24 protein-coding genes are annotated in these 25,569 nt (G+C 56.3%); 4 read left to right on the plus strand and 20 right to left on the minus strand.

Features of this window, described 5'->3' with window-relative positions:
- Positions 1–26 precede the first annotated feature (26 nt).
- The 5 genes from M2Q46_RS05940 to M2Q46_RS05960 all read right to left on the minus strand — a co-directional run bounded on the left by M2Q46_RS05940 (position 27) and on the right by M2Q46_RS05960 (position 5,469).
- Positions 27–668: a peroxiredoxin gene (locus tag M2Q46_RS05940; protein WP_009455994.1), complete on the minus strand. Its 642-nt coding sequence runs from the start codon at positions 666–668 to the stop codon at positions 27–29.
- A gap of 186 nt (positions 669–854) precedes the next feature.
- The gene (locus M2Q46_RS05945; protein WP_239054442.1) at positions 855–2,672 is read right to left on the minus strand and encodes an acyl-CoA dehydrogenase; all 1,818 of its coding nucleotides are present in this window, start codon (positions 2,670–2,672) and stop codon (positions 855–857) included.
- Between the two features lie 108 nt (positions 2,673–2,780).
- On the minus strand, positions 2,781–3,710 hold the full coding sequence (locus tag M2Q46_RS05950) for an electron transfer flavoprotein subunit alpha/FixB family protein (RefSeq protein WP_026482963.1): 930 nt from the start codon (positions 3,708–3,710) through the stop codon (positions 2,781–2,783).
- Positions 3,711–4,460 carry an electron transfer flavoprotein subunit beta/FixA family protein gene (locus M2Q46_RS05955; protein WP_009456000.1) on the minus strand — a complete coding sequence of 250 codons (750 nt, stop codon included), beginning with the start codon at positions 4,458–4,460 and terminating at the stop codon, positions 3,711–3,713.
- An 85-nt stretch (positions 4,461–4,545) separates the two neighbouring features.
- A complete protein-coding gene (locus M2Q46_RS05960; protein ID WP_198317621.1) occupies positions 4,546–5,469 on the minus strand; it encodes a histone deacetylase family protein in 924 nt (307 codons plus the stop codon).
- A gap of 11 nt (positions 5,470–5,480) precedes the next feature.
- Between M2Q46_RS05960 and mltB the strand changes: the two genes are divergently transcribed.
- Positions 5,481–6,674 (plus strand): lytic murein transglycosylase B, encoded by a 1,194-nt coding sequence (mltB, locus tag M2Q46_RS05965; RefSeq protein ID WP_137430205.1) that lies wholly within the window; start codon positions 5,481–5,483, stop codon positions 6,672–6,674.
- Here the strand turns inward: mltB and cysM are convergent.
- The 14 genes from cysM to gyrA all read right to left on the minus strand — a co-directional run bounded on the left by cysM (position 6,671) and on the right by gyrA (position 22,090).
- Positions 6,671–7,576 (minus strand): cysteine synthase CysM, encoded by a 906-nt coding sequence (gene cysM / locus M2Q46_RS05970; protein WP_009456005.1) that lies wholly within the window; start codon positions 7,574–7,576, stop codon positions 6,671–6,673. The two genes, mltB and cysM, sit on opposite strands and share 4 nt — an antisense overlap.
- A gap of 99 nt (positions 7,577–7,675) precedes the next feature.
- Positions 7,676–8,062, minus strand: coding sequence for a DUF655 domain-containing protein (locus M2Q46_RS05975; RefSeq protein ID WP_302356900.1), 387 nt, complete (start codon positions 8,060–8,062; stop codon positions 7,676–7,678).
- Positions 8,063–8,178: 116 nt separating this feature from the next.
- A complete protein-coding gene (rfaD, locus tag M2Q46_RS05980) occupies positions 8,179–9,177 on the minus strand; it encodes an ADP-glyceromanno-heptose 6-epimerase (protein ID WP_088450358.1) in 999 nt (332 codons plus the stop codon).
- Positions 9,174–10,103, minus strand: coding sequence for a D-glycero-beta-D-manno-heptose-7-phosphate kinase (rfaE1, locus tag M2Q46_RS05985; RefSeq protein ID WP_052159456.1), 930 nt, complete (start codon positions 10,101–10,103; stop codon positions 9,174–9,176). The genes rfaD and rfaE1 overlap by 4 nt, the downstream gene beginning before the upstream one ends.
- On the minus strand, positions 10,100–11,347 hold the full coding sequence (lapB, locus tag M2Q46_RS05990; protein ID WP_009456011.1) for a lipopolysaccharide assembly protein LapB: 1,248 nt from the start codon (positions 11,345–11,347) through the stop codon (positions 10,100–10,102). Before lapB ends, rfaE1 begins: the two co-directional genes overlap by 4 nt.
- Before the next feature lie 16 nt (positions 11,348–11,363).
- Positions 11,364–11,696: a lipopolysaccharide assembly protein LapA domain-containing protein gene (locus M2Q46_RS05995; RefSeq protein WP_009456012.1), complete on the minus strand. Its 333-nt coding sequence runs from the start codon at positions 11,694–11,696 to the stop codon at positions 11,364–11,366.
- Positions 11,697–11,810: 114 nt separating this feature from the next.
- The gene (locus tag M2Q46_RS06000) at positions 11,811–12,170 is read right to left on the minus strand and encodes an integration host factor subunit beta (RefSeq protein WP_026482971.1); all 360 of its coding nucleotides are present in this window, start codon (positions 12,168–12,170) and stop codon (positions 11,811–11,813) included.
- A gap of 5 nt (positions 12,171–12,175) precedes the next feature.
- Positions 12,176–13,894: a 30S ribosomal protein S1 gene (gene rpsA / locus M2Q46_RS06005; protein WP_022983279.1), complete on the minus strand. Its 1,719-nt coding sequence runs from the start codon at positions 13,892–13,894 to the stop codon at positions 12,176–12,178.
- Between the two features lie 84 nt (positions 13,895–13,978).
- Positions 13,979–14,656, minus strand: coding sequence for a (d)CMP kinase (gene cmk / locus M2Q46_RS06010; protein ID WP_226349388.1), 678 nt, complete (start codon positions 14,654–14,656; stop codon positions 13,979–13,981).
- Positions 14,653–15,975: a 3-phosphoshikimate 1-carboxyvinyltransferase gene (gene aroA, locus M2Q46_RS06015; RefSeq protein WP_266107919.1), complete on the minus strand. Its 1,323-nt coding sequence runs from the start codon at positions 15,973–15,975 to the stop codon at positions 14,653–14,655. Before aroA ends, cmk begins: the two co-directional genes overlap by 4 nt.
- A complete protein-coding gene (locus M2Q46_RS06020; protein WP_035272684.1) occupies positions 15,972–16,856 on the minus strand; it encodes a prephenate dehydrogenase/arogenate dehydrogenase family protein in 885 nt (294 codons plus the stop codon). Before M2Q46_RS06020 ends, aroA begins: the two co-directional genes overlap by 4 nt.
- Positions 16,857–17,212: 356 nt before the next feature.
- Positions 17,213–18,304, minus strand: coding sequence for a prephenate dehydratase (gene pheA / locus M2Q46_RS06025; protein WP_009463912.1), 1,092 nt, complete (start codon positions 18,302–18,304; stop codon positions 17,213–17,215).
- Positions 18,297–19,406, minus strand: coding sequence for a 3-phosphoserine/phosphohydroxythreonine transaminase (serC, locus tag M2Q46_RS06030; protein WP_009463913.1), 1,110 nt, complete (start codon positions 19,404–19,406; stop codon positions 18,297–18,299). The genes pheA and serC overlap by 8 nt, the downstream gene beginning before the upstream one ends.
- Positions 19,406–22,090, minus strand: coding sequence for a DNA gyrase subunit A (gyrA, locus tag M2Q46_RS06035; protein WP_035272681.1), 2,685 nt, complete (start codon positions 22,088–22,090; stop codon positions 19,406–19,408). Before gyrA ends, serC begins: the two co-directional genes overlap by 1 nt.
- 440 nt (positions 22,091–22,530) lie before the next feature.
- Between gyrA and ompA the strand changes: the two genes are divergently transcribed.
- The 3 genes from ompA (at position 22,531) to gph (ending at position 24,635) form a co-directional block, all read left to right on the plus strand.
- Positions 22,531–23,127: an outer membrane protein OmpA gene (gene ompA, locus M2Q46_RS06040; RefSeq protein WP_009464175.1), complete on the plus strand. Its 597-nt coding sequence runs from the start codon at positions 22,531–22,533 to the stop codon at positions 23,125–23,127.
- 83 nt (positions 23,128–23,210) lie between these two features.
- Positions 23,211–23,933, plus strand: a complete 723-nt coding sequence (ubiG, locus tag M2Q46_RS06045) for a bifunctional 2-polyprenyl-6-hydroxyphenol methylase/3-demethylubiquinol 3-O-methyltransferase UbiG (protein ID WP_009464176.1) — start codon at positions 23,211–23,213, stop codon at positions 23,931–23,933.
- Positions 23,934–23,939: 6 nt separating this feature from the next.
- On the plus strand, positions 23,940–24,635 hold the full coding sequence (gph, locus tag M2Q46_RS06050) for a phosphoglycolate phosphatase (protein WP_302356901.1): 696 nt from the start codon (positions 23,940–23,942) through the stop codon (positions 24,633–24,635).
- Positions 24,636–24,641: 6 nt separating this feature from the next.
- Here the strand turns inward: gph and M2Q46_RS06055 are convergent, their stop codons facing one another.
- Positions 24,642–25,508 carry a LysR family transcriptional regulator gene (locus M2Q46_RS06055; protein ID WP_035272676.1) on the minus strand — a complete coding sequence of 289 codons (867 nt, stop codon included), beginning with the start codon at positions 25,506–25,508 and terminating at the stop codon, positions 24,642–24,644.
- Positions 25,509–25,569 lie beyond the last annotated feature (61 nt).

Consider the following 25,569-nt stretch of genomic DNA (forward strand, 5'->3'; position numbering starts at 1 on the left):
GTCTGAGCCTAAAGGCCAAGTGGCGATTACTTGTTAGGCTGAGGCGTCACACGCAGGTAAGGACGGATCTCGGTGTAGCCTTTGGGGAATTTCTGCTTCAGAACTTCCGGATCTTTCAGGCTGGGAACGATGATCACGTCGTCGCCGTCTTCCCAGTTCACTGGCGTGGCCACGCTGTGGCTGTCGGTCAGTTGCAGGGAATCGATCACGCGCAGGATCTCGTTGAAGTTGCGGCCCGTGCTGGCTGGGTAAGTGATGATCAGACGCACTTTCTTGGCCGGGTCGATGATGAACACCGAACGCACTGTCACGGTGGTGCTGGCGTTGGGGTGGATCATATCGTACAGATCCGACACCTTGCGGTCAGCATCAGCCAGGATGGGGAAGTTAACGGTGGTTTTCTGAGTTTCGTTGATGTCATCAATCCACTTGCCGTGGGAATCAACGTCGTCAACGGAAACGGCAATCACTTTCACGCCGCGCTTGGCGAACTCATCCGCCAGCTTGGCGGTGTAACCCAGTTCGGTGGTGCACACAGGCGTAAAGTCGGCTGGGTGGGAGAACAGAACGCCCCAGCTATTACCCAAGAACTCGTGAAACTTGATGGTGCCAGCGGAGGATTTTTGTTCAAAATCAGGGGCCAGGTCACCCAGACGAAGTGTAGCCATTACGTTCCTCTTTTCGAAATGCAGCCGCGATCAGGAGATCACCGACTTAAATAATCAGGACTAGTCAGATGATTTTGTCAGTATAAAGAGTACGTTTCAAATAATTAAACGTTATATCAATATACCCAAAAAAGGCCCGGCAGCCAAAGAAGCTGCGCGGGCCTTCATGCCTTGGGGCTGATCGAGTTACAGCAGCTCAGTCGACAGGTAAGGAGTCAGCTCCAAACCATCCGCTACGGACTGTGCCAAGGCACCGGCACGTGGCAGCAAGTGGCTGGCAAAGAACACGCTGGTCGAGAGCTTGCGGCGCAGGAATGGATCCTGACTGCCTTCGCTCAATGCTTTCTCCGCAGCCAAAGCGGCACGGGCCATTTGCCAGCCAGTCAGCACATAGCCGGACAGCATCAAGAATGGCACGCTGCCCAGGAACACGGCAGGCAGGTCTTTCTGAGCGTTCATCAAGGTGAACATGGCAGCGCGTTCCACGCTCTTCACACCGGCTTCCAGACGATCGGCGATCAGGGTCAAGGCCGCTTTGTGATCACCGCCTTGAGCCGCACGTTCACGCAACTTGGCAACAGTTGCGCCCAACTCGGGAGCCAGACCCTGGATCACAGCACCGGCATCACGCAGAACCTTGCGACCGATGAAGTCATTGGCCTGAATCGCGGTTGTCCCTTCGTAGATAGGCAGAATGCGCGAGTCGCGGTAATGCTGGGCCGCACCAGTTTCCTCGATAAAGCCCATACCACCGTGCACCTGCACACCCAGGGAAGTCACTTCCAGGGACATTTCAGTGCTGAAACCCTTGACCACAGGCACCAGGAACTCGTACAGGGCCTGGTAGCGCTTGCGGGCATTTTCGTCGGCACTGTGACGCGCCTTGTCGTTCACACCGGCAGCAAAGTAAGCCAAGGCACGGGAGCCTTCCGTCAGAGCACGCATTTGCACCAGCATGCGCTGCACGTCGGGGTGATGGGCAATCGACACGGCCTTGCCGCCAGTCAGAGGCGCACCCTGTACACGCTCGTTGGCGTATTCAAGAGCCTGCTGGAATGCACGTTCGGCCACGGCGATACCTTGCACGCCCACCGCATAACGGGCCGCGTTCATCATGATGAACATGTACTTCAGGCCTTCGTTTTCCTTACCGACCAGGTAGCCGACGGCACCCTCGCCCACATCACCCTTGCCCGAGCCGTACAGCAGCACAGCGGTTGGGCTACCGTGGATGCCCAGTTTGTGCTCCAGCGAAGCACACCAGACGTCGTTACGGGCACCCAGGGAGCCATCGTCGTTCACCATGAACTTGGGCACGATGAAAAGCGAGATCCCTTTCACACCGGCAGGCGCATCAGGCGTACGAGCCAGCACCAGATGGACGATGTTCTCGGCCATATCGTGCTCACCGTAGGTGATGAAAATCTTTTGACCGCTGATGCGGTAGCTGCCGTCATCCTGAGGAACAGCACGGCTGGCAACCTGGGCCAGATCCGAACCGGCCTGAGGCTCGGTCAAGTTCATGGTGCCGGTCCAGCGGCCTTCCAGCAAAGGAGGCAAGAAACGTTGTTTCTGTTCTTCCGAGCCAACCATGGACACAGCTTCGATCACGCCGTCGGTCAGCAAAGGACACAGGGAAAAAGCCAGGTTGGCAGCATTGATGTTTTCACATGCCACGGCGCCGATCAGCTTGGGCAAGCCTTGGCCACCCAGTTCGGCTTCGTGCTGCAAACCCTGCCAGCCAGCTTTTGCAAATTCTTCAAAGGCTTTCTTGAAGCCGGGTGTGGTGGTGACCACACCATCATTCCACTTGGCGCCATTCTGATCACCGGCACGGTTCAAAGGTGCTACTTCCTGCTCAACGAAGCGGGCGTTCTCATCAATAATGGCATCGATCAACTCGGCCGAGAAATCCTCAAAGCCAGGCAATTCCAGCACACCAGGTAGATCAGCCAGCTCTGTAAGTGCAAAGCGGATGTCTTGGGTGGGTACACGATACGTCATGAACACTCCTACACAGAAACAAAAAGGACCGAAGCCACAATCAGGCCCCTAGGATATACGCACTGAAAAAAAGCCTGCTGGAGAAGTCCCCAGCAGGCCGATGGGCGCTTAGAGCGCTTTTTCTAACTCAGGCACAGCTTCAAACAGATCCGCGACCAAACCGTAGTCGGCCACGCCAAAAATAGGCGCTTCGGGATCTTTGTTGATCGCCACGATAACCTTGGAGTCTTTCATACCAGCCAAGTGCTGGATGGCACCGGAAATACCCACGGCCACGTACAGCTGAGGAGCCACGATCTTGCCTGTCTGACCCACCTGCCAGTCGTTCGGAGCATAGCCGGCGTCCACTGCAGCGCGCGAAGCACCCAGTGCGGCACCCAACTTGTCAGCCAGACCGTCCAGCAATTTGAAGTTTTCGGCGCTGCCCATACCGCGACCACCGGACACGACCACACCGGCACCCGCCAGCTCAGGACGGTCGCTCTTGGCCACTTCACGGCTGACGAACGTAGAACGGCCCGAATCAGCCACGGCGCTCAGCTCTTCAACAGCGGCGCTACCACCTTCAGCGGCCACAGCGTCAAAGGCGGTGGTACGCACGGTGATCACTTTAACGGCATCGCTGGACTGAACAGTCGCCACAGCATTACCGGCATAAATAGGACGGGTGAAGGTATCCGCCGACTCCACGGACAAAATGTCCGACACTTGGGCAACATCCAGCTTGGCCGCAACGCGAGGGGCAATGTTCTTGCCCGAAGCGGTTGCCGGGAACAGGATGTGGCTGTAATTGGAGGCGATGGCCAGCACTTGGGCAGCCACGTTCTCGGCCAGGCCTTCAGCCAATGCAGGGCCATCGGCCAACAGAACTTTGCTGACACCCTGAGCCTTGGCAGCCGCCTGGGCCACGCCAGCAGCCTGGTTACCTGCGACCAGAACATGCACATCACCGCCGATCTTCTGAGCGGCAGCCAGGGCGTTGAGTGTTGCAGCCTTCAGCTGCTGATTGTCGTGCTCGGCAATAACAAGGATAGCCATTTAAATCACCTTCGCTTCGTTCTTCAGTTTCTCGACCAGTGTGGCAACATCGGGCACCATAATGCCGGCAGCACGAGCTGGAGGCTCAGTCACTTTCAGAGTTTTGATACGAGGAGCCACATCAATGCCCAGCTCTTCGGGAGTCAGGGTTTCCAAAGGCTTTTTCTTGGCCTTCATGATGTTGGGCAGTGTCACGTAACGAGGCTCGTTCAGGCGCAGGTCGGTGGTGATCACAGCGGGCAAGCTCAGTTTCAGTGTTTCCAGACCGCCGTCCACTTCACGAGTGACCGACACACTGTCGCCCGAAACTTCAACTTTGCTGGCAAAAGTGGCTTGTGGCCAGTCCAGCAAGGCAGCCAGCATCTGACCAGTCTGGTTAGCGTCGTCGTCGATCGCCTGTTTACCCAGGATCACGAGCTGAGGCTGCTCTTTGTCCACCACGGCCTTGATCAGCTTGGCCACGGCCAAGGGCTGCAATTCAGCGTCGGTTTGCACCAGGGTGGCCCGATCCGCACCAATGGCCAAGGCCGTGCGCAGCGTTTCCTGGCTTTGTGCAACGCCGCAAGAAAGAGCGATCACTTCAGTGGCTGCACCGCTTTCTTTGAGGCGAGTGGCCTCTTCGACAGCGATTTCGTCAAAGGGGTTCATGGACATTTTCACATTGGCAATGTCCACCCCGGTTTGGTCAGATTTCACGCGCACCTTGACGTTATAGTCAACTACGCGTTTCACGGGTACTAACACCTTCATGTAATGTTCTCCAGTGCAGTCTTAAATAAAAATTATTCTGTTGAAATAAGGCTTTAGAAGAATTCCAAAGCCCGAAGCCACTCGCCTAAAGCCCGGCGAAGGCCTTGATGTGAGCCACCACGCTGCGCCCCAGGGACGAGGGATCGTACCCCCCTTCCAGCATACTGACCAGACGTTGTCCGGCACTAGGCGCACTGGCCTGGACCACCATAGCGGTCAATTCCGCATAATCGGCCTCAACCAAGCTGAGCTGTCCCATTTCATCTTCACGGTGGGCATCAAAGCCGGCCGAGAAAAAGACAATTTCAGGGGCAAACGCCTCTATGCGGGGCAAACAAACCTGTTTGAACAGATCGATAATCTGAGCAGACTTGGTGTAGGCCTCAACCGGTATATTTACCATGTTTTGCGCCGCCGGGTCCTGAAAGGAATCAGGAAAAAACGGAGACTGAAAGAAACTGCACATCAGAACCCGCTTGTCGCCGGCAAAAATCTGCTCGGTTCCATTGCCGTGGTGCACATCAAAATCCACGATCAGCACACGCTTGAGGCCATATTTTTCCATCGCATAGGCCACGGCCACAGCGATATTGTTAAAAAAACAAAACCCCATCGCCCGCGCCCGCTCGGCATGATGACCGGGAGGTCGTACCGCACAAAATGCGCCCGTCGCCCCTTCGTTCATGACGCCATCGACCGCATCCAGGCCCGCTCCGGCAGCGGCATAGGCTGCTTCCAGAGTGTGCGGATTCATCAAGGTGTCCGGATCGATATTGAAATACCCCTGCTGCGGCAATTGCTCTTTGAGCTTTTGCACATAAGCGGCATCGTGTACCCGCAAGATATCCTCATCCGTCGCCAGCCTTGCCTGTCGCTGAGCCAGATAGGATGCCAGACCGCTTGATAGCAGTTGATCGTTTATGGCATCCAGTCGCTGCGGACTTTCCGGATGCCATCGGCCCATCTCATGCAAATGGCATGATGGATGGATAAAATATAGTGTCTCCATGAGGATGGATTATGTTCAGACCCACTCGAATTTTGCAAGCAGTACTGATCGCGCTGAGCACTGCCGGCTGCGCCACAACCACTTCCCAAGCTCCGTCCACGGACACCAAACCCAGCAGCGGCGCGGCTTTCCAGACCTCGGCAAAAAAAACCGGCACCGTCGCAATCAAGGCTTTGGCCGAACCTGCGTCCATTCAGGCCGGTGAATCTCGCTCTGGTCGGACACAATTTTTTAAATTAAACGGTGAATTAAACGATGACATTGCGAGCTACGCCCAGGAAGTGGCGACAGTACGCAAGATCCCACTGGATGTCGTCACCGATATGTTGCAGCAAGCTCAATATAACGAGACCGCCGCCAAATTAATGCGCCCCACCAAAGGGCGCATCAAGCGCAGTTGGGTAACGTATAAAAAACGCAATGTAGACCCGGCCCGCATTCAAGGTGGCGTCCAGTTCTGGCAAAAACATCGCCTGGCCTTGGACCAGATTTCCAAAGACTATGGTGTACCGCCCTCTATTATTGTGGCCATCCTGGGCGTGGAAACCGTCTACGGCAAAATCATGGGCGACTTCAAAGTGCTGGATGCCTTGTTTACGCTGGGCTTTGCCTATCCGGATGACAGCCGTCCCGAGCGTGGTCAGTTGTTCCGTGATCAATTAGCGGACCTGATCGAATTGCATTATCAAGGCGAGCTGGACGCACGGATTGTTCAGGGCTCATTCGCAGGCGCTATGGGTATGTCCCAGTTCATGCCCGGCAGCTTGATACGCTATGCCGTCGATGGCGATGGAGATGGCCGTATTGATCTGCGCAATAACCCAGCCGATGCCATGGCGTCGATTGCCAACTTCTTGCGTGCACACGGCTGGGAACCCGGCCTGCCGGTTTTCGCTCCGGTCGAATTGAGTAACGCAAGTAAAGCGATGGTGGACGGCGGCATTTATCCCAAACTTAGTTGGGCACAATTGAATAATGCCGGTGCGACGGTGAAAGGTCAGAGCCAGAACGCAGGCCCCTGGCAGCAGGCTCAATTAGGTGTAGTGAACCTGGTGGACGAGCCACGCAATACCACCGAGTATCGCCTGGGCACGCCCAACTTCTTTGCCATTACCCATTACAACCGCAGTTACTTTTATGCCAGCTCGGTCGCCGATCTGGCTTCCGAACTGGCCAAACAAATGGGCTATGGCAACCCTAATTAATTAAAGATGCCGGTAGACAGGTAACGGTCGCCACGGTCGCACACAATGAACACGATCGTGGCGTTTTCTACGCGCTGAGCAACGCGCATGGCAGCCACCAAGGCACCGCCGGACGAAATACCGGCACAGATCCCCTCTTCAGCGGCCATACGGCGCGTCATGATCTCGGCCTCTTGCTGGCCAATTTCCTCGAACATATCCACTTTGGAGGGGTCGTAAATTTTGGGCAGATACTCTTCTGGCCATTTACGAATGCCGGCAATTTGCGCCCCTGGTGCAGGCTGAGCCCCCACCACCACTATGCCGCTGTTCTGGCTGCGCAAGTAATTACCCACACCCATGATGGTGCCCGTCGTGCCCATGGCGCTGACAAAGTGAGTGACCTGACCATCGGTTTGCTGCCAGATTTCCGGGCCGGTGCTATGCACGTGCGCCGCTGGATTATCCTTGTTGGCAAACTGATCCAGCACCTTGCCCTGCCCTTCAGCCTGCATCTTCAACGCCAGATCACGGGCATATTCCATACCGCCTTGATCCGCAGGCGTCAGAATCAACTTCGCGCCATAGGCTGTCATGGAAGCACGGCGTTCCAGCGACAGGTTATCGGGCATGATCAAAATCATTTTGTAGCCACGCACGGCCGCAATCATGGCTAAGGCAATACCAGTATTGCCACTGGTGGCCTCGATCAAGGTGTCTCCCGGCTTGATATCACCGCGGCGCTCGGCCTCTTGAATCATGGAACTGGCAGCACGGTCTTTCACCGAACCGGCAGGGTTATTGCCTTCCAGCTTGGCCAACACGACATTACCGCGTGCCTGCCCAAACTCGCCTGGAATACGCTGCAAGCGAACCAAGGGGGTTTGGCCAACGGTATCTTCAATGGTGGGATAGTTTTTCATCGATCAATCTCTTACCTTGAGCAAGAAGGCAGCCAGCTCGCACTGACTGCCCATGCAGACTAAACAAACTACTAGCTTAAAGCGAGTCTACGCCCAGGGCTACGGCTTTCTTCTTATATCCGCATCGACCGTATTGGAAACCGCCTTGCTGGCGGCTTTGGCAGGCTCCACTTTCAGGCCCGACTGCTCCATCGTAACGATCTTTTTCACGCCTATCCCTTTGACCCGGTCCGCCAAATCCTGCAAAGAGTCGAAAGGGCCACCCCGCTGACGCTCCTCCAAAATCAACTCGGCCGTGCGGGGGCCTATACCTTTAATTTGCTGCAATTGTTGAGCATCAGCCGTATTCAAATCCACCGCGGCAGCCAAGTTCCAGGGCCCCAATAAGCATAGGGCAAGCAGAAAGCGAAGAACGGACGCACGCCAACCTTGCATTGAGTGCAACCAGCGATGGGAAACGGGGGACAAAATCAGGGAGGTAGACATGATAAAGGCTCCTTGGAAAGAAGCCTTTATGGTGCTGCCTGGGTGAATGCAAAAGCGGGCCGGAGACCGCATTTAGCCATGCGTGGCAGCCCGCATGGACGTTAAAGCCCTACTGCTTAGCGCAGAGCCCCCGACTGCAGCAGACGGCGTACGTACTCAGCGACACCCGTCTGTACATCGTGGAAAGGCTTGTCGTAACCAGCCGCACGCAGCTGTGTCAGGTCTGCCTGGGTGTGGCTTTGATAACGGCCTTTCAGATCATCGGGAAACGGGATGTATTGCAGAAACTGCTGCGTCACCAACTCTTCCAATGTCAGGGCAGGCAAGCCATCATGCTCACGCAAGGTGTTGACGACGGTCTGGGCTACATCATTGAACGGCTGGGCACGTCCCGAACCGCAGTTGAACACGCCCGACTGCTTGTCCTGACCCAGGAAATGCAGATTCACCGACACGACATCATCAATAAAGACGAAGTCACGTTGCTGACCACCATCCACATAACCATCCCAGCCACCAAACAAGAGCACATGACCGTCGCGACGGTATTGCAGCATATTGTGATAAGCCACCGAGGCCATACGACCTTTGTGCTGCTCTTGTGGACCATAGACATTGAAGTAACGCAGGCCGACCACTGGTGCACGCAGACTATCCAGATGACGACGCAGCACTTGGTCGAACAGAAACTTGGAATAGCCGTAGACGTTCAACGGCGCTTCGTTGCTGAGGTCCTCAGCATACAAGGGACCCGCACCGTAAACAGCGGCGGACGAAGCATACAAGAGAGGAATACGCTTGGCCTGGCAGTACTCGAAGATTTCCAGCGTCACGCGGTAGTTGTTGTCCATCATGAACTGACCATTGCGCTCGGTCGTATCCGAACATGCGCCCTGGTGCAACACAGCTTCAATATTGGAGAACTCGTCGCGCGCCAACCGGGCACGGAAATCGTCCTTGTCCATATAGTCGGCAATTTGGCCATGCACCAGATTGACGAACTTGTCACCATCGCTCAGGTCGTCCACCACCAGAATGTCAGTCACACCCTGCTGGTTCAGGCCTTTCACCAAATTGCTGCCAATAAAGCCAGCGCCACCGGTCACTACGATCATGCCAATTCCTTTGCCGTCACAATGGACGTACCCAATTTTCCGACCACGATACCACCCGCGCGGTTCGCCCAGCGCATGGCCTGCAACCAGTCCAGACCCGCCGCTCGCATCACCGCCAGCGTTGCCAATACCGTGTCCCCGGCACCCGAGACATCGAACACCTCTTGTGCCTGCGCATCCACATGCTCACGCCCCTGCTCGGTGAACAAGGTCATCCCTTGTTCGGAACGGGTAATCAGCAAGCATTCCAAATTCAGCTTGCGACGCAAATCTTGAGCGCGTCGCATCAAATCATCTTCATCTTTCCAGGCGCCCACGGCTTCCTGCATTTCCGAGCGATTCGGCGTCAGGATGGTGGCACCTTGATAGCGCTCGTAGGTTTTGCCTTTGGGGTCGACCAGAACTGGAATGTTCTTCGAACGCGCCAACGCAATCAAACTTTCTACCTGAGCCAAAGCGCCTTTCGCATAGTCCGACAAGACCAGCACCTGATGCTGATCCAGCAAGTCGCTCATGCTTTGCTGCAACTGATCCAAAGCACTGCTGGCCGGGCTTTCTTCAAAATCCACGCGCAGCAATTGTTGCTGGCGACCCAGCACGCGCAGCTTCAATGACGTAGGCATGATCGGGTCTTGTACCCAGTGAGCCTGAACATGGTCCGCTTCAGCCAGCTCACGCACGGTCTTGCCCGCTTCGTCCTGCCCAATCACGCCCAAGAGGCTGGCCTGGGCACCCAAAGCGGCAATATTGCGTGCCACGTTGGCGGCACCACCCAGACGGTCCTCTACCCGCCCCATCTTGACCACAGGAACGGGTGCTTCGGGGGAGATACGATCCACATCGCCAAACCAGTAACGGTCCAGCATGACGTCACCCACGACCAGCACACGGCTGGCAGCAACAGCCTCACCAGGGAAGGTCATCATTTCAGCTCCTCAAGGCGGCGAGGTGCATAGGTTTCCCAGGAGTTGCAGCCGGGACATTGCCAATAGAAATGGCGAGCCTCAAAACCGCAAGAACTGCAGGAATAACGATCCAGACGCTGGGTGTGACGATGTATCAAGGAACGCAGCAGGCTTAAATCCGCACCTGCAATAATCTGATCGACACCGACAGCCTCCGCGCCTTCGGTACTTTCCTTGCCCTGCCCTTGATCCTGGAGTTCAACTTCCAGCATCTTGTCCAGACCCAATAAAGAAGGATGGGCACGCAAAGCATCACGCGCAAACGCCCAAGCCTGCAAATGGCCTTCCTGTTCGCGCAGAACACGGAACAGCACATTGAAAATATCCAGGCTGGGATGCTGCTGATAATGACTGCGCAACATGGCAACGCCCTCTTCGCCCCGACCCAGCTTGCGGTAACTGTCCAGCAGCTCGGTCGCGTACAGGCCCACATATTCAGGCGCACTGCTCAAAATGGAAACCAGGTAAGCCCGCTCCTGCTCGCTCTGGCCTTGCATACGCGCCACACGAGCACGCAAACCGGCAACCCGCGCCTGAGAAGCATACATGCCTTGGCCCGTGCCCAGCTTGCGAATGGCATTATCCGCCTCGTCCAAGGCTTTGGCGGCACGTTCAAAATCAGGCTGCTTGCCTTGCAAAGCCCCTTCAGCCTGCTCACACTGGTAATGCACCAGTTGCGGCACAGGCTCATCGACCAAGGCACGCAAACGACGCACCGCTTCAATGGCACGCGGCCAATCGTGCTCGGACTCATAAATACGGATCAAGGCGCGCATGGCCGGAATAGCAAAGCGCGTTTCACGCACCGCTTCAAAAGCGGCCTCGGCCCGGTCCAGCATGCCAGCTTTCAGGAAATCCTGGGCAATCTGAAACTGGGCATTTTCACGATCTGCGACCGGCAGATCAGCGCGCGACAGCAGACTTTGATGCACTCGGATGGCGCGCTCCATTTCACCACGACGGCGAAACAGGCTACCCAGTGCAAAGTGCAGCTCGGTGGTTTCGGGGTCCAGCTTGGCCACTTCCACAAAGGCGTCAATGGCACGATCCGGCTCTTCATTGAGCAGGAAGTTCAAACCCTTGAAATAGGAGTCCGGCAAGGTGCGAGTTTCGGACATCATCTGTCGAAAATCCACCCGCGCGGCGACCCAGCCCAAGGCAAATAGAATTGGTACAAAAACCAACCACCAGGTTTCAAAATCCACTGTTTACTCCAAGGACTTACAAAGGCGCCAGCGGGGCGACGGTCTCGGGCGCCACAGCAGCCGTATTCACGGGCGATTGCTGCGCTTGCTCCAGTCTGTCTTGCAGACGGTCCATTTCGCGGCGCAAGCGGTTGACCTCGCGACGGCGGCGCATCACCGCGCCCACCATCAAAAGCAGCCCCAACACCAAACCTAAAATAAACGCGGCCAGCATTACGACGATCAGCGGAACGTCTTGAATAATATGCTCGGCGAAAAAGCTGACTTGCACCGGTTCCGTGTTTTTCAGTGCGAACAGCAGCACGATCACAAAAACGAGCAGACGCAGTACCCAGACTAGATAGCGCATTTTTAGGGCTCCAACAGTGTTTTTATAATGTCTGATTGTACGTGCAAGCGGAATTTAGCGCACACGCAAAACAGGCCCTGAAAAGGGCCTGTGTAATCAGTATGCAAGTAGGTCTTAACCGTGACGGACTCTCGCATTGAGCTGCTCGAAGGCAGACGACTGGTCGTCTGCTTCGATTTGCTCTTGCTCGAGAAAGACAGAATCGACTCGCTCGCGCAATTCCTTGCCGGCCTTGAAGTGCGGCACCTGTTTACCAGGCACCATCACTTTTTCACCCGATTTGGGATTGCGCCCTACCCGCGGCGAGCGGGTAGAGAGCGAAAAGCTGCCAAACCCTCGGATTTCGATCCGTTGACCGCTGGCCAGGGCCTGGGTCATAGAATCCAAAACCGTTTTCACGGCGAAATCCATATCGCGCAGAGCCAGCTGCGGATAGCGGCTGGCCAACAACGCGATCAGCTCAGACTTTGTCACGCTGATTAACCGTCGTCACGTTGCTGCTGGTCCAGCTTGGCACGCAGCAGAGCACCCAGATTGGTCGTACCGGACGAAGCGCTGGCTTCGGTCAGGCGGGCCATGGATTGAGCGGTTTCGGCGGTATCACGAGCCTTGATGGACAACTGAATCGAACGGGTCTTGCGATCCACGCTCAAGATCATGGTTTCGATTTCCTGACCTTCTTTCAGAGCCGTCGTGGCATCTTCAACACGGCCCGAGGAAATCTCGGAGGCGCGCAGGTAGCCTTCAACGTCCAGCGACAGAGTTACAACAGCACCCTTGGCTTCCACGGACTTGACGACGCCGCTAACCACAGCACCCTTGTCGTAGGTTGCTACGAAGTTGTTGAACGGATCGCCTTCCAGCTGTTTGATACCCAGGGAAATGCGCTCTTTGTCGGTGTCGATGCCCAGAACCACGGCGTCAACTTCGTCGCCCTTCTTGAAGTTGCGAACGGCTTCTTCGCCAGTCTCGGACCAGGACAGGTCGGACAGGTGAACCAGACCGTCGATGCCGCCAGGCAGACCAACAAACACGCCGAAGTCGGTGATGGACTTGATGCCACCGCGAACCTTGTCGCCGCGCTTGAAGTTGATGGCGAAATCTTCCCATGGGTTGGCACGGCACTGCTTCATGCCCAAGGAGATACGACGACGATCTTCGTCGATTTCCAGAACCATGACTTCGACTTCCTCACCCAAGGTCACAACCTTGCGTGGGTCAACGTTCTTGTTGGTCCAATCCATTTCGGATACGTGAACCAGACCTTCGATACCGTCTTCCACTTCAACAAATGCACCGTAGTCGGTCAGGTTGGTAACCTTGCCGAACAGACGGGTGTTTTGTGGGTAGCGACGTGCCAGACCGATCCATGGATCTTCGCCCAGCTGCTTGACGCCCAGGGAGACGCGGCTCTTTTCCTGATCGAACTTGAGGACCTTGGCTTCGATTTCCTGACCCACCTGCAGAACTTCGGATGGGTGACGAACACGGCGCCATGCCATATCGGTGATGTGCAGCAGACCGTCGATGCCGCCCAGATCCACGAACGCACCGTAATCGGTGATGTTCTTGACGATACCTTTGACGATAGCGCCTTCGGACAGGGTTTCCAGCAGTTTCTGACGCTCTTCGCCCATGGAGGCTTCCAGCACAGCGCGACGCGACAACACGACGTTGTTACGCTTGCGATCGAGCTTGATGACCTTGAATTCCAGGGTCTTGCCTTCGTATGGCGTGGTGTCCTTGACAGGACGCAGATCAACCAGCGAACCGGGCAAGAAGGCGCGGATGCCGTTGGTCATGACGGTCAGACCGCCCTTGACCTTACCAGTGATGGTACCGTTGACCAGTTCGCCGGACTCAAGCGCTTGCTCGAGGGACAACCAGGCCGACAGACGCTTGGCGCGGTCGCGGGACAGAATGGTGTCACCGTAGCCGTTTTCGAAGGCGTCGATTGCCACGGAAACAAAGTCACCAGCTTGAACTTCCAGTTCGCCCTGATCGTTCAGGAACTCTTCCAGAGGGATCAGTGCTTCGGACTTCAGGCCAGCATTGACCAGAACGTAGTTGTGGTCAATACGCAGAACCTCGGCGGAGATAACTTCGCCGCTTTTCAGGTCTTGGTTTTTAATGCTTTCTGCAAACAAATCGGCAAAGCTTTCGCCGCCCGTTGCGTCTGTGTGAAGGTTAGTGGACATTAAATCAATCCGTTAGCCAAAATGGCCATAAAAAACACACCAGGCAGAACCCGGTGGAGTGAACAAAGCCCGATCAGCACGGGATTAGGCTGTCGGGACCGCAATGCCCGACCAAAGGTCGAGCACCTTATTTACAACTTCCTGGATGCTGAGCTGGGAAGAATCCACAATGTGGGCACCCGGCGCAGGCACAAGCGGAGCATGAGTTCGAGAACGATCACGTTCGTCGCGCGCACGCAAGTCCGCCAAAAGACTCGTAAGATTAGCAGAAATACCCTTTTCGCTCAACTGTTTACAGCGTCTTTGGGCCCGCACCTCCGCATCTGCCAGCAAAAATATCTTTAAAGGTGCGTCCGGGAACACAACTGTGCCCATATCGCGCCCATCGCCCACCAAACCGGGGGCAACGCGAAAATCCCGCTGCCGTTGCAAAAGTGCCTCACGCACCAGAGGCAAGGCCGCCACCTGAGAGGCCAGATTTCCTACCTCTTCCTGACGAATAGCGTCGCTGACGTCATCGCCATCCATGTAGATATGGGGGTAGTCAAACTGCACGTTCAGGCTCTGGGCCGCATGCTGGACCTGGGCCTCGTCCTGGACATCCACGCCGCGACGCAGGCAGGACAAGGCGGTCAGGCGATACAAGGCACCGCTGTCCAGCGTATGCCAGCCCAGCCGCTGCGCGACCAGGGAAGCAATCGTCCCTTTACCGGAAGCGGTAGGGCCATCAATGGTTATGACGGGAATGCTCAGCTCTGTCATGCCTGCACCAATTGTTCAAAAACAGAAAAATACTCGGGGAACGTCTTGCTGACACAGCCGGGATCCAGAATGGTGACCGGCACCGGGCCAAAGCTGGCCAGTGAAAAACACATGGCAATGCGGTGGTCATCATACGTTTCGATGCTGGCCGAACGCCATTGATCGGCGGCAATAGGATGCACAGTCAGCCAGTCCGGCCCGGATTCTACTGTTGCCCCCAGCTTGCGCAATTCGGCCTGCATGGCATCAATACGGTCTGTCTCCTTCACGCGCCAACTGGCGATATTGCGCAAGGTGCAAGGACCATCAGCAAACATGGCCATGGCAGCTGCCGTCATGGCGGCGTCAGGAATATGGTTGAAATCCAGATCAAAGGCCTTGAGCTTGTCGCCCTTGGCTACGCACTGACCAGAAACGATCAGCTCATTGGCATGACGCTCGATACGAGCACCCATGGCTTGGGCCACATCCGCAAACTGAATATCGCCTTGCAGACTTTCTGTACCCACGCCCTGAATACGTAGCGGGCCACCGCCAATAGCTCCCAAAGCAATGAAATACGAAGCGGACGAGGCATCGCCCTCCACCACGTACAAGCCGGGGCTGACATAAGCCGCATCGGCGGGGACAGTAAAGCTGCTCCAGCCGTCGCGCTCCACCTGCACACCGAAACGCGCCATCATGGCCAGCGTGATTTCAATATAAGGCTGAGAGATCAACTCCCCTTCCACCTCGATACGCAAAGGCTGGCCCGTACGAGCAGTCAACAAGGGAGCGGCCATTAACAAGGCTGTCAGGAACTGGCTGGATACCGAGCCTTTCACCGACACACGACGCTGATCAGCCTGTGCCAACTCACCAATCGCCAAGGGAGGATAGCCCTCTGCCCCCAGATATTGCACCTCAGCCCCTAGGCTGCGTAGCGCATCCACCAGATCCCCAATGGGGCGCTCGTGCATGCGAGCAATACCGCTAAGATTGAAGCGACCACCCATCAAGCCCAAAGCAGCGGTCAAGGAGCGGAAAGCCGTACCGGCATTACCCAAAAACAGATCGGCATCGCGATGCGCAAAAGGAGCCCCACCGTCGATCACTACCGTGCCCTGCCCCAGGTCCTGCACAGCCACGCCCATTTGCTGCAGAGCGGCCATCATGACGCGGGTATCGTCCGAATGCAGCAAGCCTTCCAGGCGTGTTTGCCCTTGAGCCAAGGCGGCCAACAACAGGGCTCGATTGGAAATGCTCTTGGACCCTGGCAATTGCAGTTGTCCGCTAGCGCGGCTGACGGGGTTCAAAACAAGACTGTCGCTTTGGCTCATTGCAAACCACTCCTACTTGCCCAAAAACGGCGCGCCAAGGCAGCACGCTCTAAAAATTCGTATAAAGCCTGACCATCCTGGTCCTGCAAAGCCTGTTCGGCCTGATCCAGGGCCTGACGTACTTCCTGCAATTGACCCAAGACAGCCTCGCGGTTGCTCAGGAAAATATCGCGCCACACTTCGGCTGATCCGGCTGCAATGCGGGTGAAGTCCCGAAAGCCAGTTCCTGCCAAGGCAAAGCGCTGATCCGAGTTGGCACTGGAGGCCACCTGCCACATAAAAACCGAGGATAAAAAGTGCGGCACATGACTGACCGATGCCAGCACTTCGTCATGCGTGGCCGGGTCCATCAACATGACCCGCGCCCCGCAAGCCTCCCACACGGCAATCAAACGCTCGCGTGCGCTGGCACTGTTTTCTTCCAGGGGGGTCAAGATGACGTTGCGACCGTCGTACAGATCAGCACGCGCCGCTTCGGGACCTACGGTCTCTGCACCGGCGATGGGGTGGCCGGGAACAAACTGGCTGATACGATCACCCAGCGCATCACGCGCCACACTGACCACATCGACCTTGGTGCTACCTGCGTCGCTGATCAAGGTGTCGTCACGCAGATGGGGACGCAAGGTTTTCAATACCGAGGCCATGGCCCCGATAGGCGTAGCCAGCACAATCAGGTCCGCTTGCTGCGCGGCTTGCTCAAGCGTGGCGACATCGTCAATCAGGCCCAGTTCTTGGGCACGTCGCAAGCTTTTCAGCTGCCGACCTACGCCCAGCACTTTTCCTACCGCCCCGGAGCGCTTGAGCGCCAGAGCCAAAGAGCCGCCAATCAAACCGACTCCAACGATCGCCAGCACCGGAACCAAGGGCGGCGGCGCCATAGTTTCTGATGACGCTATCATGATTAATTCCGTTCCCTCTCAGGCCGTCCATGCTGCGCGTATTGCGTGAAATAGCACGAGCAAAACCGGGATATTGATGCAGACTTTGCCAGACTGCTGTGTAAACCCCATCAAAGGATTCAAGCAACACGCAAAGCCTCTATTTTGTCTAGCCAGCTCTTGATGACACAGCGCACCAAGCAACTGCGCAAGACAGACCGAAACAAGCAGACCCTATGCGAGCCACTCGTTCTGACAAGGCTTGTCCTGAACAGGCACGTCCTGAACAGGCATGTCCCACACAGACAATAAGGCCTTGAGGGGGAAGCCCCCCAGGCCTTTCTTGTTGCTGATGCTTAAAAGTCGTTTACGGGGTAAGAACCCAGAATCTTGAAAAAGGCGACTTGTTTCTTCAGTTCTGCCAAAGCAGCAGCCATGGCTGGCTCGTCACGATGGCCGATCAGGTCTACGTAGAAATAATATTCCCACTGCCCTGTCCGTGCAGGACGCGACTCCAGGCGAGTCATGGACACGCCATGCACAGCCAAAGGAGACAGCATGTCATAAACAGCGCCAGCCCGGTTGGGCACCGCCAGAATGATGCTGGTCTTGTCATTGCCGCTAGGCAGGGACTCGATATTGCCAATGGCCAGGAAACGGGTGCGGTTGTGCGGATCGTCCTGAATACCGGCCTCGACCACACCCAGATTCCAGGCGGTAACAGCTGTATTGCCCGCAATCGCTGCAACCGTAGGATCGGACGACGCAATGCGTGCTGCTTCAGCGTTGCTGGAGGCGGCCTCACGCAAAAGCTGTGGGTAATGCTTTTGCAGCCAGTTCTGGCACTGCGCCAAAGCCTGAGGATGGGCCATCACACGGGTGACGCCTTCCATCGTGCCAGTTTGGGTCAGCAAATTGTGATGTACACGAATCGAGCGCTCGCCCAAGACACGCAAGGGCGAGTTCAGCAGCAAATCCAGCGTGCGGTTCACAGCACCTTCGGTCGAGTTCTCGACGGGCACCATGCCTACTTCAGCCTGACCCACTTCGACGCTGCGGAAAACCTCGTCGAAGGAGTCACATTGCAGGCCATCCAAAGCATGGCCGAAATGCTCGTAGGCGGCCTGCTCGGAAAAAGAGCCCTGCGGGCCCAGATAAGCCACGCGCAATACGCTTTCCAGACCGCGACAGGCAGAAATAATCTGCCCCCACACCGCTTCGACTGCTGCCGGTGTGAACGGGCCATCATTTTCAGACTGCAAGCGACGCACAATACGTGCCTCGCGTTCGGGCTTGAGGATGACTTCCTCTGTATTGAAGTCCTGCTTGATCTTGCCTACTTCCAAAGCCGCACGAGCACGCTCGTTGAGCAACTCCAGGATCTGGCGATCCAGCTCATCAATACGATTGCGCCAAGGGAGCAGGCGCTCAGTTAAGGTATTAGCCATTCCGTCGTTCAAATTCAGTCATGAAATCGATAAGTGCCTGCACACCCTCCAGCGGCATGGCGTTATAGATTGAAGCGCGCATACCGCCCACGCTCTTGTGTCCTTTCAGGGAAGTCAGGCCTGCAGCCGTAGCCTGTTCCAGGAACAGGGAATCCAGGGACTGATCACGCAACAGGAACGGAACGTTCATACGCGAGCGATACGCCGGATGCACGGTGTTGTTGTAGAACTCGGACGCATCCAGAAAGCCGTACAAGGCCTCGGACTTGGCCGCATTGCGTGCCTGCATGGCAGCCACACCACCCTGGCGCTCCAGCCACTTGAACATCAGCCCGGCCATGTAGATCGAGTACGTAGGCGGCGTGTTGAACATGGACTGCTGCTTTTCAATGTTGGCGTAGTTGAACGCCGACGGGCACAGATCCATGGCATGGCCCAGCAAGTCCTTGCGTATCATCATCAAGGCAATACCGGACATGCCGGCATTTTTCTGGGCACCGGCGTAAGCAACCGACACGCGCGAGAAATCGATCGGGCAGGACAGAATGTTGGACGACACGTCAGCAACGACGGGGACATCCAGCTTGGGAATATCATTGAACTCCACGCCACCAATGGTTTCATTGGTGCAAACGTGCAAGTAAGCCGCATCCGGGCGCACATCCCATTGGGAAGGCTCGGGGAACCAGGTCCAGGGCGCCCACTCCTTGCCCTGATCCTGCCATGCCTGACCACTGGTACCGGCAACGTGAATATCACCGTAACGCTGAGCCTCTTCGCAGGACTTGACCGACCAACTGCCCGAAAGCACGTAGTCGGCCTTGCCACTGCCATTGCGCTGAATCAGGTTCAAGGGCAAAAGGCCATTCTGGCCTTGTGCCCCACCCTGAACAAACAGCACCGCGAAATCATCGGGCACGGACAACAAGCTGCGCAAATCGGCTTCTGCCTCGTCACGCACACCCATATAGTCCTTGCTACGGTGGCTCATTTCCATGATGGACATGCCGGTGCCATGCCAATCTGTCATTTCAGCAGCGGCTTGCTCCAGCACTTCCAACGGCAGCATTGACGGGCCTGCCGAAAAATTCCATACACGCATTACTCGTTTTCCTCGCCGGAAGGGTCCGCCTGGTCTTGGGCGGAATCAAGTTGATTATCCTGCTCCTGACCTTCTGGCGCCTGACCCTCTTCGGCCAGCTCGGCGTCGACCTCGTCATCGGTCTCTACCACGCGGTACACACCAGACAGCTCGCTGTCATCGTCCACGCTGATCAAGGTCACACCTTGAGTCGCACGACCCATTTCGCGGATTTCAGCCACGCGAGTGCGTACCAGCACACCGGCGTTGGTGATCAGCATGATCTCGTCGGTTTCACGAACCAGCACCGCACCCACGACCTTGCCGTTACGGGCCGAGGTCTGGATGGCAATCATGCCCTTGGTGCCACGACCGTGACGCGTGTATTCGCCAATCGGGGTACGCTTGCCGAAACCGTTCTCGGTGGCGGTCAGCACGGATTGGGTTTCGTCTTCGGCCACCAGCAAGGCAATCACGGACTGACCTTCTTCCAGCGTCATGCCGCGCACACCACGGGCTGCACGGCCCATTGGGCGCACATCGCCCTCGTCAAAGCGCACAGCCTTGCCGGCATCCGAGAACAACATGACGTCGTGCACACCGTCGGTCAGCTGAGCACCGATCAGGTAGTCGCCCTCGTCCAGGCCCACAGCAATAATGCCGGCCTTACGGGGGTTGGAGAAGTCGGACAGCGGGGTCTTCTTGACCGTACCGCGCGAGGTCGCCATGAACACGAACTGATCTTCGCTGAATTCCTTGACGGACAGCACCACATTGATCTTCTCGCCATCTTCCAGAGGGAACATATTGACGATAGGACGGCCACGCGAGTTGCGTGAACCTTGTGGCACTTCCCAGACCTTGAGCCAGTACACACGGCCACGGTTGGAGAAGCACAGCAGGTAATCGTGGGTATTGGCGATGAACAACTTGTCGATCCAGTCGTCCTCTTTCATGGCGGTGGCTTGCTTGCCACGGCCACCACGACGCTGGGCCCGATATTCGGACAGCGGCTGGCTCTTGATGTAGCCGGTATGCGAGAGCGTCACCACCATATCCATAGGGGTGATCAGGTCCTCGGTATCCAGCTCGGTGGCGTTGTGCTCGATTTGCGAGCGACGAACGTCCTTGCCAGTGGCCGAGAACTCGTCGCGCACGGCGATCAGCTCGTCACCAATAATGGCGGACACACGGGCCGGGTTGGACAGGATGTCCAGCAAATCAGCAATCTTGTCCATGACCTCACGGTACTCCTGAACAATCTTGTCCTGCTCCAGGCCAGTCAGGCGCTGCAAGCGCATGTTCAGAATTTCCTGGGCCTGCACTTCGCTCAGACGGTACAGACCGTCTGTGTTCATGCCAAATTCAGCACCCAAATCATCCGGACGGTAAGCCTGACGGCCGCCCACAATGGCGCTGGTGTCGGCACGGGCCAGCATCTCGCGCACCAAACCGGAATCCCAGGACCGAGCCATCAGCTCGACACGGGCAACCGGTGGCGTTGGAGCCGCTTTGATGATTTCGATGAACTCATCAATATTGGCCAGGGCCACAGCCAGACCTTCCAGCACATGACCGCGCTCGCGCGCTTTGCGCAACTGGAATACGGTACGGCGAGTAACCACTTCGCGGCGGTGGCTCAGGAAGTAATCCACCAACTGTTTCAGGTTGAGCAGACGGGGCTGGCCATCGACCAGTGCCACCATGTTCATCCCGAAGGTTTCTTGCAACTGCGTATTCTTGTAGAGGTTGTTCAGCACAACTTCCGGCACTTCGCCGCGCTTCAGTTCAATGACCAAACGCATACCGTCCTTGTCGGACTCGTCGCGGATATCGGAGATACCCTCGATGCGTTTTTCGTTGACCAGCTCGGCAATGCGTTCCTGCAGCGACTTCTTGTTGACCTGGTAAGGAATGGCGTCGACCACGATGGCCTGACGGTTGCCCTTTTCCATGTCTTCAAAGTGTGTACTGGCACGCATGATGACGCGGCCACGGCCCGTGCGATAGCCTTCGCGCACACCGGACATGCCATAAATAATGGCGCCGGTCGGGAAGTCGGGGGCCGGGATGTATTCGATCAGCTCATCAACCGTGCACTCGGGGTGGCTCAGGCAGTACAGACAGCCGTTGACCACTTCAGCCAGGTTATGCGGCGGAATGTTGGTAGCCATACCCACGGCAATACCCGAGCTGCCGTTGACCAGCAGGTTGGGCAGACGCGAAGGCAACAGGGCCGGTTCTTTTTCGCTGCCATCATAGTTAGGCACGAAATCCACGGTTTCCTGGTCGATATCGGCCAGCAGTTCGTGGGCGATCTTGGCCAGACGGATTTCGGTGTAACGCATGGCCGCGGCGTTATCCCCGTCGATGGAACCAAAGTTACCTTGTCCGTCGACCAGGGTGTAGCGCATGGAAAAGTCCTGCGCCAGACGCACGATAGTGTCATAGACGGCAGAGTCACCATGAGGGTGGTACTTACCGATCACATCACCGACGATACGAGCCGACTTCTTATAGGCACGATTCCAGTCGTTATTGAGTTCATGCATGGCGAACAGAACACGGCGATGCACGGGCTTCAAACCATCTCGCACGTCGGGAAGAGCACGGCCCACAATCACGCTCATGGCGTAATCGAGGTAGCTGCGGCGCATCTCCTCTTCAAGCGAAACGGGAAGCGTCTCCTTGGCAAAGGAATCCATAGGTCAATTCTTTATAGATATGGGTTAAGCAGTAAGCCAGCCGTAAACGGACAAGAGGAAATTCTAGCACTTTCACATAGAGGGACGCAGCGTAGCGAGGCGAGAAGGCGGGCGATATGTGATTGAAACGGTCGATTCGTCAAAAATCCATCGTCCACTAATCGTATCGATGATGGATTGAAGAAGCGGCCCCACCCTTTCCCTGTTGCCTAAAACCAACAATAAAAGGAAAGAACAAGGCTAATTCCACGCATCTTCACGAATCGTTCCCCGTCCCCCTCACGCATGTGGCCGAAATGTCTTAAGATTCGACCTAACACGCATGAAACCCAGCGCAAGCAAGTCTTTGTTCCGTTCAAAGGATTGCTATACTGGTTCCGTTAATCAGCGGCAGGGGTTCGCTGCGGTCACTTAACAGCATCAGCTCAACGAGGAGAAATATGAACAAACCCTCCAAAATCGCACTTGTACTCGCCATTGCCGCCGCATCGGCCACTAGTGCAGTTTCCGCACAAGAGTCCGGCGAAGTTAACAACTGGCGCAATCCGTTCGGCGACGTTTGGAAAAACGGCACCAACGAACTGTGCTGGCGCAACAACTTCTGGACACCTGCTACAGGTATTCCAGGTTGTGACGGTGTGCCCGTTGCCCAAGCCCCCGAAGCTCCTGTCGTCGCTCCTACTGTCACCAAAGTGACTCTGAACGCTGACACGTTCTTCGACTTCGACAAATCCACCATCAAGCCAGAAGGCCGCCAGGTTCTGGATCAAGTGGCTGACACCGTTCAGTCCATCGATCTGGAAACTCTGATCGCTACCGGTCACACTGACTCGATCGGCGCTGAAGCTTACAACCAGAAGCTGTCCGAGCGTCGCGCCAATGCTGTTAAAGCATACTTGGTCAACAAGGGCGTACCTGCAGACCGTATCTACACCGAAGGCAAGGGCGAAGCTCAGCCAGTGGCGTCCAACAAGACCCGCGAAGGCCGTGCTCAAAACCGTCGCGTAGAAATCGAAATCGTGGGCAACCGCAAGTAATTCTTGCTGCATCACGTATTTCTGTAGCTAAGGCTACAATTAAGGCTCCGCTTTTGCGGGGCCTTAATTTTTTTGGATGAGCCATGACCGCTTCCACCGTCACTAACGTCAATGTCGATCCCGCAGAGATCGATAAATTCAGTGCACTGGCATCCCGCTGGTGGGACCCTGACAGCGAGTTCAAACCGCTGCACGCCATCAACCCTTTGCGTCTGGACTGGATTCTGTCCTACACCGGCTCCCTGGCGGGCAAGCAGGTATTAGACGTCGGTTGTGGTGGCGGAATCTTGTCGGAAAGCCTGGCTCAGTCCGGCGCCGACGTCACCGGCATTGATCTGGCCGAGCGCTCCTTGAAGATTGCCCGTTTGCACAGTCTGGAATCGGGCGTACCCGTCAAATACGAGATGATCAGCGCCGAAGATATGGCCGATCAGCACCCTGGTCGTTTTGACGTTGTCACCTGCATGGAAATGCTGGAACATGTCCCCGATCCGGGCTCCATCATTGCGGCCTGCGCCAAACTGGTCAAACCCGGTGGCTGGGTCTTTTTCTCGACCCTGAATCGCAATCCCAAATCTTTCTTATTTGCCATTGTGGGTGCCGAGTACCTCTTGCGCCTGATTCCCAAGGGCACGCACAGCTATGAGGGCTTCATCAAACCCAGCGAGCTGATTTCCTCGGCCCGCCGCAGTGGTCTGGATGCCCTGGCATTGAAAGGTCTGGAATACAACCCGATTACCGAGCACTATCGCCTGTCTGGCGACACCTCCGTCAACTACCTGCTGGCCAGCCGCCGCCAAAGCTAAGCCCTCATGAATAAACTGGTTCTATTCGATTTTGACGGCACCTTGGCCGACTCTGCTCCAGATCTGGCTGCTACGGCCAATCGCATGCGCAAGGAACATGGCCTGCCTGATTTGCCCTACGAAGCGCTGCGGCCCTATGCCTCGCACGGTGCACGCGGACTGCTCAAGGTAGCGCTGGATATCAATACCGATCACCCCAACTACGCACAATTGCGAGCGCAGTTCCTGCAGGACTACAACGATCACATGACGGAGCTGACCTATCTGTTTGAGGGCGTAGCCCCCATGCTGAAACAGCTAGAGAAGGCCGGCTACACCTGGGGCATCGTCACCAACAAGCTGGAATACCTGGCCCTGCCCCTGATCCGTCATTTAGGACTGGAAGCGGGTTGCGCAGTCACCGTCGGCGGCGATACCACCCAGCACACCAAGCCTCATCCCGCCCCCTTGCTATATGCCGCCGAGAAAACGGGCTTTGATCCCAAAGACTGCCTGTACGTAGGTGATGATCTGCGCGACATCCAGGCAGGTCAGGCGGCGGGCATGGCTACCATGATTGCCGCCTACGGCTACTGCGCGCAGGACGACAGCCTGAGCACTTGGCAAGCCGATATGACCGTGCATCACGCCTCTGATATCTGGGAAGGCGTACAACGCTGGGCCAACGGTCAGCTATCCCGCCCTTCCCCGCTGGCCTGCTAAACAGGCTTAAGGCAGCAGCTCCGACAGGCGCTGCTGCATCCACACTGCCGCAGGGGGCAAAGTTTGCCCCTGTCGCCACAGCATCCGCACTGGCAAGGGTGGCAAAACCATCTCCCGGCAATGCAACTGCGCCAACTTGTTGCGCAAGTTTTCATACTCCGCAATGTTCAGCGGCAAAATCGCCCAGCCCAGACTATCGGCCACCATATCGGCAATGACATAAAAGCTGTCTGAGCGCCACACACTGGGGCTGACAACCGTCTGCTCTGTCCCTTCGATATGAATCAGCAATTGTCGATGTGCCGTCAGCTCTTTACGGCTGACCTGATGCTGACTGGCAAGCTGGTGCGTACGCGCCACACAAATCGCTTGGGGCACAGCGCCAATATAGCTTTGCGCAAATGACGTGGCATCAGCTCCGCGATCAAACTGAAAAGCCATATCCGAGCGGCCTTCCTGCACATAGTCCATTACCTCGGAAGCGGTTCCGTTCCAGACCGTCAACTCCAGCGCAGGCCAGCGTTCAGCCAGCTCTTTGAGCAGCAGCCGCAAGGGCTCTTGAGGCAAGGCTTCATCCAGAGCAATTTCCAGTCTGGTCGGTTGTCCTTGCGAGAAATCCAGTGCCCGACGATTCAATACGTCTACCTGACGCAACAGAGCCTTGGCTTCCAGCAGCATGATTTCGCCCGGCACCGTCAGGCTTAACGTTCGTCGTGAACGATCAAACAGCTCCAGATTCAGATCCGCTTCCAGCAGGGAAATCGAGGTGCTGACGGCTGACTGCACCTTGCCCAACTCTTTCGCGGCCTGAGTCATGGAGCCAGTTTCTGCCACAGCGACAAAATGTCGAATACGTTCTAGTGTCCAATCCATTTATCTATTTTATAGATGCTAATCAACTTTGACTGTTGATAATATTGATAGATCATACTTG

This window comes from Alcaligenes sp. YSL9 (assembly GCF_030515105.1).
Taxonomy (GTDB): Bacteria; Pseudomonadota; Gammaproteobacteria; order Burkholderiales; family Burkholderiaceae_B; genus Alcaligenes; species Alcaligenes phenolicus.